The following is a 13,238-nucleotide window of genomic DNA, read 5'->3' on the forward strand; positions in this document are numbered from 1 at the left end:
CGTATGCGCCTGTTCCTCGCCCTGGCCTTCGTCCTGTCTCTGGGCGGGACCGTCCCCCGCCTCGATCTCGCCCTGACCCTGGAAGGAGCCCCCCGCCAGGTGCAGGATCTGCGCTGGTCCGTGGGCCACGGGCAGCTCCAGGTGCCCAGCGGCACCGCGGACCGAGTGCTCGCCGGCGGCAAGCCCGTGGGCGTGTTCTTCACCGGCCAGGGCACCTTCCGTTACGCCTCCGCCTACGCCCCGGAGTTCCCCGTGTTCCGCCACAACATGGAGAGCAATTCGCTCCCCGTGCGCCCCTACGGCGCCAGGTGGGAGGAGGGGCCCGGCACCCTGGGCTTCACCATGAAGATCGAGGAGGGCCTCGTGCTGGGGATGCCCTCGGAGATCCTGGCGGCCCTGCCCGCGGCGCCCGGCCCTCTCAAATCCGCCTTCGACGCGCACCAGAGGAAGTTCTCCCTGGAGGCCCAGCCCGGCATGGCCGCCACCTACTACCACGGGAAGGAGCACCTCCTGGCCTACGCCGCGGCCAACGCGCCCGGCAAGCGCCTGGCCCTGGCCGAGGTCATGGGCGGCGACTACGCCGTCATCCACCGTTTCGACGACGCCTGGAGCCAGGTGGAGGCCCTGGATGCGGTGGCATCGACCTTCACCGACCAGCGCGAGTACCGCTGGTTCCTGCCCCTGTCCTTCCAGCCCCTGGGCTGGGTCATGGCCGACCAGCCCCTGCCCACCTACATCCTCCAGGACGTGGTGCTCAAGCTGGACGCGCGCCCAGAGCAGATGTCGGACCTGGCCGTGGACGAGACGCTGATGCCCTTCCAGCCCATGCGCATCCTCCCGCTGCAGATGCTCAACTTCGTACGCCGGGGCGGCAGCAAGACGTCGGTCCGGGTCGCCTCGGTGAAGGACGCGGCCGGCAAGGAACTGGCTTTCAGCCACATGGGCGACGAACTGCTGGTGGACCTGGGACGCACCGTGCCCGCGGACCAGCCCGTCAAGCTCTCCTTCGCCATCGAGGGCATGCTGATGTTCAACGTGGACAACTTCGACTGCTGGAAGCTGGGCGTCGAGCCCTGGTTCCCGCAGCCGGACATCGGAGGCCAGTTCTACACCATCCGGGCCCTGATCCGGGTGCCCAGGCCCTACGTCCCCCTCGCCGGCGGCACCACGATCCGCCGCGAGGCCGAGGGGAACCTGAACTGCCTGGAGGTGGCCTTCACCAAGCCCGTGGAGGCCTTCACGGTCTTCGCCGGATCCTACCAGGTCCAGGAGGAGACCCAGGGCGGCCAGCTGGTGCGGGTGGCCGCGTACCACACCCAGGGCTCCGGCATGCAGAAGCTCAGCAACCTCGCCTTCGGACTCATCGAGGTCTACTCCGCCCTCCTGGGCCCCTTCCCCTTCCGGGAATTCAACATCATCCAGGACCGCTCCTTCGGCTACGGCCAGGCGCCGCCGGGGATCATGATCATCACCGACGAGGCCTTCAGCGGCCAGATGGATGACCTCGCCAAGCTGTTCACCACCAACGTCAACCAGCGCTTCGCCCACGAGATCGCCCACCAGTACTGGGGCCACGCCCTCAAGGCCACCAGCTGGGAGGAGGAGTGGCTCCAGGAGGCCTTCGCGGAGTACTGCGCCGGCGAGGCCCTCCGCTCCATCCGGAGCAAGGGCGAGTCTGCCTTCGAGGGCGCCGTGGCGCGGTGGAAGACCAACGCCGAGTCCGCGGCCTCCGTTGCCCCCATCGCCCTGGCCAACCGCATCTGCATCATCAAGGACCCCTCGAACCTGGAGTCCAGGCGCCGCTACGGCCTGCTCTACGGCAAGGGCCCCCTGCTGCTCCAGCGCATCCGCGAGCGCGTGGGCGACGCGGACTTCTACCGGTTCCTGCGCCTCCTCCAGGGCCAGTTCCAGGGGAAGTTCCTCACCACGGCCGATGTCCAGAAGCTGCTGGAGGCGGTCACCCGGCAGGATTTCAAGGCCTTCTTCGACCAGTACTACTGGGGCCTGGCCCTGCCGCCCAAGGGCGGGCGCTAGCGTACCGCGCCGATCCGGAGCATCATGATTCATTCGCGCGAAGCGCCTTGGATGGGGGTCCATGCCCATGAGACCGTGGTTTCTGGCAGGTCTGGCCCTGGGGCCGGCGGTGCTCCACGCCCAGACGCCGGGAACCTCCGCAGCCCCCTTCTTCCTGCTCACCCAGCAGGCACGCACGGCCTTCACGGTGGAAGGCGCCGGTGCCAGGGCCATGGGCATGGGGGGCGCCTTCACGGCCATTGCCGATGACGCCACCGCCGTGTCCTACAACCCCGCGGGCCTGGCCCAGCTGGTCCGGCCCGAGGTTTCCGCCGTGGCGCAGGGCTTCACGCGCAACCTGGATTTCAAGGGGTTCGCGGGCAGCGTGGCCGGAGTGAGGACGGCCTTCGAGGACACCCACAACAAGGACCGGGACCTGGCTCTCAGCTTCGCGTCGGCGGCGGTGCCGTGGAAGTGGGGGGGCCGGAACCTGGTCCTGCTCCTCAGCTACCAGAAGGTCTTCGACTTCACCTACCGCAGCGACGTGTCCTACCTTGCCTCCACCAACGGGGGGACCACGTCGCAGGCCATCGGCCAGAGCGTGGCCCAGAACGGGGGCGTGGCCCAGTACTCCCTGGCCCTGGGCGCGGAGGTGTCCAGCCGCATCCTCCTGGGCGTGGCCGTCAACCGCTGGACGGGGCGTTCCGGGTTCACGTCGTTCTCCCAGCGGACCACCACGGGCGTCGACCACATCTTCGATTCCAATCTGTCCCAGGAGAGCACCTTCCAGGGACTCAACGCCACCCTGGGCCTGATCTGGCGCTCGGAATGGCTGAACCTGGGCTTCACCTACCGGACGCCCTTCCGGGCCACCTACGTCTTCACGAACACCTACACCTACCTGGACAACGCCATCGGCATCCCCGCCACCGAAACCAGCGGCGCCACCACCACGGCCATCAACTGGCCCGAGACGCTCACCTGGGGCCTGGGGGTCCACCTGGGGTCGCGGGTCCTGATAACGGCGGACTGGAGCCTCACGCCCTGGTCCAGGGCCCGGTTCAAGGGGGGCTCCCTGGACGGCCTCAACTGGTTCGACCTCCAGTCCCTGTCCCTGACGCCCAAGGCCACCGACACGAAGGTGGGGGTGGAATGGCTGGCCCTCGTCCGGCCCGGACTGGTCGTACCCCTCCGGGCCGGCGCCTTCCGGCAACCCCAGCCCCTGGTGGACCCCCTCACCGGCGCCCAGCGGGTACTGGAGGGCTGGACCGTGGGCGTGGGCGTCAAGATGAGGAACCTCACCGTCGACATGGCCCTGAAGGCCTCCCACGACCACCGCTTCATCTCCAGGTTCAACACGGACGCCCCCATCGGCGGGGTGGCCTCCACGGCCTACGGCATGGAGCGCCTGGCGGAGTACCGCCTCTACCTTTCCTGCATCTACCAGTTCCAGACCGAGCCCGTGCACCGGGCCATCGCCTGGGTCTTCGGATGACCTGGAGCCTGCCCCACGCGGCGCTGGCGGCCCTGCTCTCGGTCTCGGCCCCGGCCTGGTTCAACTTCCACACCGCCTACCAGGACGGCCTCGATGCCCAGAAGCGGGGCGACCACGCCCTGGCCGCCCAGGCCTTCGCCAGGGCCATCGACCTGGAGCCCAGGCCGGGCCGCCAGGTGAAGACCTATGGCCTGAACTTCCTCCCCGCCTACTTCCCGTACCTCCGCCAGGCGGAATCCCTCCTCGCCCTGGGCGACCTGGCCGGGGCGGAGCGGGCCCTGGCCCTTTCCGAGCGCCTGGGCGTCGAGCCCGCCGCCGAAAGGGAGGCCCTGAGGAAACGGCTACGCCCGGCCCCCCAGCAGTCGGCCTCCCCCGCTCCGGCGGCGGTCCAGAGCCAGGTTGCCGCCACCCCCCCGGTGCCCGGACCGGTGCGGATCCCAGAGACGCCGGTCCAGGAACCGCCCGCAGCCCCGAAGGCGCGCGCTCAGGAAACCCTGCCGCCCCGCCCCGCCCCAAGGCCCGGGCCCGCGGCCACCCCTGCCGAGGCGCCCCCCCGGGCGGCGCTGCCGGTTCCATCCCCGCCGGCAAGGCCGCGCTGGCCCTGGGGCCTGGGCGGCCTGGGCCTGGGCGCGATGGGCCTGGGCCTCCTCTTCCGGAGGCGATCGCGCCCCTCCGGGGACCCGCCCACCCTCGCGACCGATCCCAACCTGATGCGCACCTTCGGGCCCTACCGTCCCCTGCGCCTCCTGGGCGACGGGGGCTGCGCCTCCGCCTACCTGGGGGTCCACCGCGGGACGGGGGATCCCGTGGCCCTCAAGGTTCCCCACCGGCACCTGGCGCAGGATCCCCAGTTCCGCGCCCGGTTCCGCCGGGAGGCCGCCCTGGGAGCCCGGCTCCACCATCCGCGCATCGTCCCCATCCTCACCCCCGATCCCGCGGAGGAGGACCTCTGGATCGCCATGACCTTCATCGAAGGCACCACGCTGGAGGCGTTCCTCCGGGCCCGGGGCGCCCTCCCCGTGCCCTGGGCCACCGCCATCGCCACCCACGTCGCTGAGGCCATCGCCCATGCCCACGACAGGAACGTCGTGCACCGGGATCTCAAGCCCGCCAACATCATGCTCAACGAGGCCGGGGCCTGGGTCATGGACTTCGGCGTGGCCCGCGTCCTCGACGGCACCGCCACCTCCTCCACCATGTTCATCGGGACCCCTTCGTACGCGGCCCCGGAATGCCTGGCGAATCCCCAGGTGGGGCCGGAGGCCGACGGTTATGCCCTGGGCCTCATCCTCTTCGAGATGCTCACGGGGCAGCAGGCCTTCGGCGGCACCTCGGCCTTCCAGATCCTGGAGGCCCACCGCACCCGGCCGCTGCCCGAGATGCGCAGCCTGCGGCCCGAGGCTCCGGAGGCCCTGTGCGCCCTGGTGGCCGCCCTCTGCCGGAAGGCGCCCGGAGAGAGGCCCGGGGATGCCGCGATCCTGGCCGTCCTGCGGGACCAGGCGCCTATCGCATCATGGCCACCGCCCGCTGGAGTTCTTCAGGGGTGAAGGCCGTGAAGCCCAGGCGCGTGGCGGCGAGGTCCTTTCCCGCGAAGTCGTAGTACCGGCCCTGCCGGAGCTTGAGCCCCTGAGACTGGCAGCCCTTGACCCAGGCGCTGAACGCGGCCGGCTCTTCCAGCGGGCCCCGGCCCTCCAGCCACAGGGCCATGGCGCCGCGAACCCACCGGAGCCGGTCCCCGAGGGCATGGCCCAGGGCGTCCTGGGCGGCTTCGGCGCGCTCGACTCCCGCCCTGCGCACCCGGAGGATCTGGCGCTCCATCTCGCCGTCCAGGAAGAGCTCGGACAGCGCCCATTCCGTGGCCGGATCCCCCTGCCAGTCGATGCGCTGCCGGGCCCGGGCCAGGAGGGCCGCCATGGAGTCCGGCACCACCAGATAGCCCACGCCCAGGCCCGGTGCGAAAATCCGGGAGAGGCTGCCGAAGTGGAGAACCTGTCCGGGGTCCAGGGCCGCCAGCGGTTCCCGGGCGTCGAGGTGGTCGCCCTCGGGATCCAGTTCGAGGATGGGAAAGCGCCCCCGCCGGGACAGCTCGAGGATCGCGACGCGGCGGGCGTCCTCCAGCCGCGCCCCGGTGGGGAAATGGCATCCGGGGGTCAGCACCAGGAGCTTCAGGGGACCTTCCCGGAGGAGGTCCTCCAGGGCCTCCACCCGCAGGCCGCTTGCATCCACCGGAAGGCCCCGCAGCTGGGCCGTGCAGGCCTGGCGCAGGCTCTCCCAAACGGCCGGATCCCCCGGGTCCTCGACCGCGACGGTGCCGCCCCGGCCTCCCACCAGGGCCTGGGCCGCGAGCGTCACGGCCATGGATGAGCTTCGCAGGATCAGGATCCGCCCCGGGTCCGCCTGGAGCGACCTCCGGCTGCCCAGGTGGGTGGCGAGGGCCTCCCGGAGACGCAGGAGGCCCATGGGGTCCCTCGACCCCATCAGCTGCGGCCCCTTGAGGCGCAGTCCCCGCTGGTAGGCGCGCCCCAGTTCCCGGAAGGGGGCGAGGCGGGCGTCGGCGCAGGCCTCCGAGAGGTCCATGACCACGCCCGCGGCACTGGTGACAGGGTCCAGGTTGTCCGGCAGATCGAACCCGGGCGGGACCCTGGCGCCCGGGGCGCCCGCGCGGCCATCCACGGGAAGCGAGGCGGCCACGAAGAAACCCGCCCGCTCCTGGGAGGTGAGCCAGCCCTGGGCCTGGAGTTCCCGCAGACCGGCCAGGATGGTGTTGACGGTCACCCCGAGCCGGGCGGAAAGCTCCCTCACCCCCGGCAGGGACATGCCGGGCCGCAGCCGCTCCCGGGCGATGGCCTGCACCACGGCGCCCGCGACCTGGAGGTAGAGCGGGCCGCGCGACTGCGGGTCCAGCCTGAGTTCAAGCTCGGTTCCCTTCGCCACGCCCCCCCCTGTCCTTCCCCGGTTCCATTCAGAAGGAATGATAGACGCACTGGAACACCGCACGGGCCTTGAGGTGCCCATCGGCCGCGGGAATCCCGAAGACCTTCACCGCCGCGCCCTTCAGGAGGGCCGTGGCGGGGCTCACCTCGGTCAGCACCGGATAGGGGTTTCCCCCGTACCAGTCCGTCGCGGGCAGGTCGGCCCGGTAGCAGACCGTCGAGGCGTCCATGTCCACGGTGACGGTGTTGGCACCTCCGGGAAGCATCAGCCCGAAGCCCGAGGACGCATACGCTTCGGCCACGGTGCCGGCCGGAAGGGGCAGGGTCTCCAGGACCGCCCACTGGGCGCTCCATCCCGCGGGATTGGCGGCGTTCCCCCACACGGCGTGGACCGTGGCCAGGGCCCGCATGGCCCCCACGGTTCCACCGAAGTCCACCACCGCGGCCGCGGCCCCGGCGAAGGACGCCGCCCCGGCCTGGATCCTGTCCGGGGCGCCGGCCTCCCACCAGGAGAAGCCCTGCTGGATGGTGCCAGCCCCACCGCTCCCTCCCGCGGGCCCGGCGAAGGGCAGGACCGGGACCAGGGCCGCGGCGTCCGTGCCCGTGGGACAGGACAGGGTCACCTGGTTCCCGTCCACGGCCGTGACCGTGCCCTTGAAGTCCGGGGAGACGATGTCCACGGACAGGAGCGTGACCGCGCCGTGGAGGGGGAAGCGGAATACCGGGATCGCGGTGAAGCCCAGCGCGAGGTTGCCTGCGGACAGGAAGCCCGGTCCCGCCTCGGGGGCCGGGGCCATGAAGAGGGTCTCCTCGGTGACGACGCCGCCGGATCCGGCAGTCCAGCCGTTGAGGGCGTCCCCGTCGAAGGCCGCCAGGGCCCGGCCGGGATCGACGCGGACCACGCGCCCCTGGATCTGGGTGCCGAGGAAGGTGCCCGTGCCGGCCCAGATGCGGGTGGCCAGGAGCGTCCCGTCCTGCTGCAGCGTCCCGCGCACCGAAACCGGCCTTCCGGGCAGCGCGTCCCCGACCGCGGAGAGGTCCTTGATCACCTTGCGGGTCCCGTCATCCACGTCGAAGAAGTAGGCCCCGCCCGCCGCATCCACGGTGACCCCCACGAGCTGGGGCAGGAAGCCGGCATTGAACACGCCCGCCCTGAAGGTGGGCGACATCTGGAAGGACTTCCTGGAGGCGTCGACCTTGTAGACCGAGCCCCGCAGGGGAAGGAGGTCCAGCCCGGCCGGGTCCGCGACCACGCGCTGGCGCAGGCTGTTCTCGAAATTCACCGTCCAGTAGACGGAGGCCAGCCTCGGCACCGCCGCGCCGGTCAGGAAACCCGGCCGGGCGGTGTCCCACTCCAGGTCCAGCACGACATTCCGGTCGGTGGTGACCACGAGGGGAGCCGCAAAAGGAACCGCCAGGGCGAGGGTCTTCGCGCCGTTCGCGCCGGCGATCCAGAGCTGCGGGACAGCGGTCTGGGCGGCCTGCGGGAACTGCGGGGAGGGCGTGGAGGACACGTTCAGGACGACATCGCCGCTGGCCGAGGCCAGGGTGACGGTGGCGCCCGTGTAGGTGCCCACCGGCGCCGCCAGGCTCCCGATCAGCTGGGTGGCCCGGCCCAGCAGCGCGAGATTGACCGGAAGCGGCCCGGTCTGGGGCGCGAGCAGGGCCACGGGGGTGCCGCCCCCCTGGGGGGTCAGGGTCACGCTGACGATCTTCACGTCGATCTCCACCCAGTCCTGCGTGCCGGTGCTGGTCATGCAGACCGAGACCAGGCCCGTGGAGGGAGGAAGCGTGTGGGTTCCCCGGGAGGACGATGCGCAGCCCAGGACGAGGGGAAGGAGGGCGATCAGGAGACGGGAAGGGAAGGTCATGGCAGCTCCTGTTCAGCGATGGACGAGGCAGATCGAGGAGGCCCAGGCATGGCTCCTGCCGTCCGAAAGCAGCGTCTCGGCGCCGTTCTTCCAGAGCACCGCGTTGCCGCTGTCGGAGCCGGAGACGTAGACGTCCCTGCCGTAGGGGGCGATCCCGGTGGCCTCGGAATCCCGCCCCGAGGTTGCGCGCAGGGTGGTCTGCACGCCGTTCTTCCAGGTGGCAGCCACGCGGGTCGTGCCCACCACCACGTAGCCCGCGGCGTAGACATCCCCGCCGGCCACGGCCAGGGCCAGGGCGGAGGCCGGGAGGACGCCGTCGGAAAGCGCGACCGGTTCGCCGTTCCGCCACAGGGTGGCCACCTGGACACCGGCCAGGTTCAGAACGTAGCCCGCCGTCAGGACCTCTCCCGCGTCCGTGACGGCAACCGCCGCGACATCCCCGGTCCCCGTGGCCGATCCGAGTCCGAAGGCCACCGTGTTCTTCCAATACTTCGCGCCCCCGTCCCACCCGGCGACGAAGGTGTCCGCGCCCTTGAGAGCGATCCCGCTGGCCCAGGAAAGGACCGCGCCGCCGCCCAGGACGGTGCCCTCTCCGTTCTTCCACCTTACGGCGAGACTGTAGGGGGAGTTGCCGTTCACCGTCCCGGCGATGTGGACGTCCGCCCCCGACACCGCGATGCCCGTGAGGCCGACGCTGCTCGGGAGATCCGCCAAGGGCGCGCGGACCTCCGTCAGCGCCCCGTTCTTCCACATGGCCCCTGATCCCGGGAAGCCGGAGTGCCCGCCCACCGCGTAGACATCCGTTCCCGACACGGCCAGGGCCGAGACTCCGGCATGCACCCCGGCCTCGTTTTCCAGGGAGACCGGCGTCCCGTCCCGCCAGTAGAGGGCTTCCGTCCGGTCGTCCCGCGTGACGCTGCCTCCGACCAGGACGGAAACCGGCGCCTGGGGGAGGACCGTGTTCTCCTGGCTTCCGCCTCCGCCGGCACAGCCCAGGGCCAGGAGGGCAAGAAAGGGCAGCAGCGTCCGGACGGCTTGAGCGCGTTTCATGGGGAGCTCCGTGGGTATGGACCAGTCTGATCCCCGCTCCCCTGCCCGGACAGGTACAACTCCAGGATCCCGGAGGGTACAGCCCTACCTTTGCACGGGCGCCGGGGGCAGCGTCTCCTTGGTGAAGAAGGGCAGCCGCTCCGGGCGCTGCGCCAGGTGGATGGCCACGGAGGCCAGCACGGCGGCGGTGCGCTTGACGTCCTCGGGGGGCACCCGGTCGAGGGTGTCGATGGCGGTGTGCCAGGTGTACTCGAAGTACTCCAGCCCGTCCTGCACCACGCCGATGGCGGGCAGGCCCGAGGCGGTGAACGAGCTCATGTCGGTGGAGGGGCCCGTGAGGGACTTGGGGGGACGGTTCCGGGTGGCCGAGGCGCCCCGCACGCCCAGGTCCTGGAAGGGCGCCAGAAGCTCGCGCAGCACCTGGGACCCCTGGGCGGGGCCGAACATCGTGAGCCCCCGGACCTGCCCCGCGCCGCCGTCCATGTTGACGTAGGCCACGAGCTGGCCGAACTCCGGCTTGGGGGCCTCGGCGCTGCCGTAGTGGGCCGCCACGTAGGCCATGGAACCCAGGAGGCCGTGCTCCTCCCCGTCCCACAGGGCAAAGCGGAGGGTGCGGGCGGGACGGACTCCCAGGGCCTTGACGATGCGGGCCACCTCCATCATCACGGCGGCGCTGGCGCCGTTGTCCGTGGCGCCGGTGGCGGTGTGCCAGGCGTCCAGGTGCGCCCCCAGCAGGATCACCTCGCCGGGCCTGGAGGATCCGGGAAGGTCGGCGATGACGTTGTAGCCCAGGCCGCCCTTGTACGCCCGGTTCGCGATGTCCAGGGCCAGCTCCACCCGGGGCCCGTCCGCCAGCACCCGGCACATGCGTCCGTAGTCCTCGTGGCGCATGACGAGGGTCGGCACGGCCTTGGCGGTGTCGTAGGCCCGGTTCTGGAAGGCGCGCACCTGTCCGTTGCGCAGGCCCGCGTCGTTCACGCGCGCCAGGGCGCCGGACGCCACCAGGAAGGCGTCCAGCTGGGCCTCGGCCTCCCGGGGCGGCAGCGCGCCGGCGCGCCGGGGCGCCGGGGTCCGCGGTCCCTGCTCCGGAGCCGCGGGATCGAAACGCCGGGCCAGGGCATCGTCGGCCAGGCGCGGGGGGCGCGGGGACGGATTCAGGGCCGGCAGCTCCTTCGGCGCCCCCGCCAGCACCACGCGTCCGCGCACCGCCTTGCGGCTCGCGTCGAAGAGGGCCGTGAGCTCGGCCTGGGTGGGCTCCTCGGGAACCCTGAGCAGGTAGGCGTCGCCCCTCACGGCGCCGCGGGTGGAGGGGGTCCAGCTCACCACCTCCACGCCCAGGTGGGCCTTGTAGGGCGCTTCCACGTGGGCCGAGCAGCGCTCGTTGGCCCAGCCCGGGTGGCCGAACTGCCAGGATTCGAGCTTGGCGTCCAGGCCCCATTCCTGGAACCGGCCCACGGCCCAGTCCGCGGCGGCCTTGTAGGTGGGGGACCCGGTGAGGCGCGGGCTGAACACGTCGGTGATGGGATGGAGCGTGGCCATGACCTGGGACCGGTCCAGCGCCTCCGCGCGAATGCGGGCGTTCAGGCTGGCGTCGATAGGCTCCTGGGCCAGGCCCGGCGTCAGCAGGGCGATGAGGGGAAGTAGGCCCAGACCATTCATCAAGCTCTCCATCGTTATACGATGGTAGGCCCGGGAGAGGCTCCAGGGCGACGGAAATCTGCGGAGCGCGCCGGAACCCGCGGGGCTCCTGGGAGCACGGGTCAGAATCCGGAAGCCGAAGGCTTCCTCCAACCCCCGTATCCGGTGCTCCCATGGCCTACCGTCCGCTCCTGCTCGCCGCCGCCCTGCTGCCCCTGGACGCCCAGGTCCTCGTCGAACCCCGCCACGGCGTCCTGCAGGCGGGCAGCACCCAGGCCTTCACGGCCCGTTCCCCCGAGGGGTTCCCCGTGGCCTGCGCGTGGACGGTCACGGGTCCCGGAGGCGCCATCGGGGCCGACGGGGTCTTCCGGGGCGGGCCGGGCCTGCACCGGGTGCGCGCCGCCAGCCTCAAGGACCCTTCGCTCTTCGACGAGACCGGGGTCCTGGTGCTGGAGGACATCCCGGGCCTGCGCACCGTGGGCCAGGTATGCCCCGGGGCCTTCGCCCCCGGGTGGTCGGAGGCCCTGCCCTTCGTGGACATCACCACCGGCAGGCGCCTGGGGGATCCCGGGGACCGGGTTCTGCAGCTGCAGGGAGCCGCCTTCCCCCAGCGCGACATCATCGGCTACGGCCTGCCCGTGACCGTGGCCTGGCCCGCGCCGGGCCTGGTCCCGGACGCCCAGCTCCTAAGCTGGAGCGAGGGCGGCGAAACCTTCCGCAGGGACGTGACGGGGTGCCACGGCGCCGTCCTGCAGGCCCGCGGCCCCATCACCGGGGCCCAGGTGGAGTTCCTCAACCGGGGCACGGCCCGGGACTGGACGAGCCTCGTCCAGCCCCTGGCCATCACCGTGCGCGGCGCCCTTCCCTTCGCCGGCAATCCCCTGGGCCCGGGGGACGCGGACGGGACCGGCCTGTCGGCGCGGTTCCGGCGTCCGGAGGGCCTGGCCAGGATGGCCGACGGCACCCTCGTGGCGGCCGATTCCGAGGCCCGGGCCCTCCGCCTGGTGAGCCCCGGAGGCGCCGTCTCGACGCTGCGGGGGGCCCCCTTCGTCTCCCCCGCGTTCGTGGCGGTCCGGGGCCGGGACATCCTGGTCGCGGACGCGGGCGGCCACGCCATCCTGCACGTGGACGGCGGCGGGACCGTCACGACCCTCGCGGGCGTCCCGGGCCTGCGCGGCCACCGGGATTCCCCGGAGCCGGGCGAAGCCCTCTTCGACAGCCCCCAGGGCCTGGCCCTGGACCGCGACGGCAACCTCTTCGTGGCCGACCGCGGCAACCACGTCATCCGGAAGGTCACGCCCCAGGGGGCCGTGACCACCGTGGCCGGCATCCCCGGCGCCCCGGGCCGCCAGGACGGCCCCCAGGGCACCTTCAGCGCCCTGGGGGGCCTGGCCTGGAGCGCCCCCGCGACCCTCTACGCCGTGGACGGCCACAGCGTGCGGAGCGTCGTGGACGGCGCCGTGACGACCCTCTACGGGGACCCGGCCCGGCCCGGCCCCTCCCGGCAGACCCGCGCCGGGGTGCCCGTCGACGGCCGGACGCCCTGCCTGGATCATCCCCACAGCATCGCCCTCCTGGGGCGGGACCTCGTGGTGACCGACACGGGCAACCGCACCGTCCAGGCCATCCACCCCTGCCCCGGCGGCCGGGTCGACCTGAGCCTCCTGGCCGGGGACCGGTCCCTGGCGGGCACCCGCTTCGGCCTGCTCCGCATGGGCATCAAGGGCCCCCTGGGGGAGGCGTTCGCCGCCCTGGCCGAGCCCCGGGGGCTCGTGGCCGGCGGCGCCGGCGATCTCTTCCTGGCCGACGGCACCTGCCTCGTCCAGCTCTCCGCCCCCGCCGCCACCCGCCATCGCACGGCCCCGGCGCTCATGCTCCTGTCCGGGGGGACCGTCCGGAGGGACCTCCCCCTGACCGTGGATTTCGCCGGCCCGGGCCTGAACCCGGAAGGCCAGGCGCCCTGCTTCTGGACCCTGGACGCCCTGGATCCCGAGGGCCGGCCCGTGCTGCCCCGGATCCGGGGCGCGCTGTCCGGCGGGAGGGCCGGCCGCGCCGAGCTGACCTTCCGGAAGCCGGGGCGGGTGGAACTGCGGCTCACCTGCATCACCGAGGACGGCGTTCCGGCCCAGGACGCCGCCGTGGTCACGGTGGAGTGAATCCGGCCCGGCGCTCGCGCAAGCTGCGATCTCCCCGGGGAACCCCGCTACCCTGGAGGTCATCCCCGCCCATTTCCGAGGT

8 protein-coding genes are annotated in these 13,238 nt (G+C 72.3%); 4 read left to right on the forward strand and 4 right to left on the reverse strand.

Annotated features, from left to right (window positions below; all coding sequences use genetic code 11):
* Positions 1-3 precede the first annotated feature (3 nt).
* The 3 genes from ACZ5MC_RS20735 to ACZ5MC_RS20745 all read left to right on the forward strand — a co-directional run bounded on the left by ACZ5MC_RS20735 (position 4) and on the right by ACZ5MC_RS20745 (position 5,055).
* Positions 4-2,034 carry a M1 family metallopeptidase gene (locus tag ACZ5MC_RS20735; protein WP_306597804.1) on the forward strand — a complete coding sequence of 677 codons (2,031 nt, stop codon included), beginning with the start codon at positions 4-6 and terminating at the stop codon, positions 2,032-2,034.
* A gap of 67 nt (positions 2,035-2,101) precedes the next feature.
* Entirely contained in the window at positions 2,102-3,508 is a 1,407-nt protein-coding gene (locus ACZ5MC_RS20740; protein WP_464516678.1) for an OmpP1/FadL family transporter, read from the forward strand.
* Complete coding sequence (locus ACZ5MC_RS20745; protein ID WP_306597806.1) at positions 3,505-5,055, forward strand: serine/threonine-protein kinase; 1,551 nt, start codon at positions 3,505-3,507, stop codon at positions 5,053-5,055. Before ACZ5MC_RS20740 ends, ACZ5MC_RS20745 begins: the two co-directional genes overlap by 4 nt.
* On the opposite strand, the gene ACZ5MC_RS20750 is transcribed toward ACZ5MC_RS20745, so the two are convergent.
* From ACZ5MC_RS20750 to ACZ5MC_RS20765, 4 genes are all read right to left on the reverse strand, one after another.
* Positions 5,012-6,442, reverse strand: coding sequence for an aminotransferase-like domain-containing protein (locus ACZ5MC_RS20750; RefSeq protein ID WP_306597807.1), 1,431 nt, complete (start codon positions 6,440-6,442; stop codon positions 5,012-5,014). The two genes, ACZ5MC_RS20745 and ACZ5MC_RS20750, sit on opposite strands and share 44 nt — an antisense overlap.
* 28 nt (positions 6,443-6,470) lie before the next feature.
* Entirely contained in the window at positions 6,471-8,312 is a 1,842-nt protein-coding gene (locus tag ACZ5MC_RS20755; RefSeq protein ID WP_464516679.1) for a DUF5666 domain-containing protein, read from the reverse strand.
* Between the two features lie 12 nt (positions 8,313-8,324).
* The gene (locus ACZ5MC_RS20760) at positions 8,325-9,362 is read right to left on the reverse strand and encodes a hypothetical protein (protein WP_464516680.1); all 1,038 of its coding nucleotides are present in this window, start codon (positions 9,360-9,362) and stop codon (positions 8,325-8,327) included.
* An 84-nt stretch (positions 9,363-9,446) separates the two neighbouring features.
* Complete coding sequence (locus ACZ5MC_RS20765; RefSeq protein WP_464516681.1) at positions 9,447-11,021, reverse strand: M20/M25/M40 family metallo-hydrolase; 1,575 nt, start codon at positions 11,019-11,021, stop codon at positions 9,447-9,449.
* Between the two features lie 152 nt (positions 11,022-11,173).
* Between ACZ5MC_RS20765 and ACZ5MC_RS20770 the strand changes: the two genes are divergently transcribed.
* Positions 11,174-13,156 carry an NHL repeat-containing protein gene (locus ACZ5MC_RS20770; RefSeq protein ID WP_464516682.1) on the forward strand — a complete coding sequence of 661 codons (1,983 nt, stop codon included), beginning with the start codon at positions 11,174-11,176 and terminating at the stop codon, positions 13,154-13,156.
* Positions 13,157-13,238: the final 82 nt, after the last annotated feature.

The organism is Mesoterricola sp. JemC181 (assembly GCF_055384585.1).

Excerpts from the sequence above, each read along its gene's own strand:
- ACZ5MC_RS20740 (WP_464516678.1), top strand. The coding sequence starts at position 2,102 with ATGAGACCGTGGTTTCTGGCAGGTCTGGCCCTGGGGCCGGCGGTGCTC.
- ACZ5MC_RS20735 (WP_306597804.1), top strand. The coding sequence starts at position 4 with ATGCGCCTGTTCCTCGCCCTGGCCTTCGTCCTGTCTCTGGGCGGGACC.
- ACZ5MC_RS20765 (WP_464516681.1), bottom strand. The coding sequence starts at position 11,021 with ATGAATGGTCTGGGCCTACTTCCCCTCATCGCCCTGCTGACGCCGGGC.
- ACZ5MC_RS20770 (WP_464516682.1), top strand. The coding sequence starts at position 11,174 with ATGGCCTACCGTCCGCTCCTGCTCGCCGCCGCCCTGCTGCCCCTGGAC.
- ACZ5MC_RS20760 (WP_464516680.1), bottom strand. The coding sequence starts at position 9,362 with ATGAAACGCGCTCAAGCCGTCCGGACGCTGCTGCCCTTTCTTGCCCTC.
- ACZ5MC_RS20745 (WP_306597806.1), top strand. The coding sequence starts at position 3,505 with ATGACCTGGAGCCTGCCCCACGCGGCGCTGGCGGCCCTGCTCTCGGTC.
- ACZ5MC_RS20755 (WP_464516679.1), bottom strand. The coding sequence starts at position 8,312 with ATGACCTTCCCTTCCCGTCTCCTGATCGCCCTCCTTCCCCTCGTCCTG.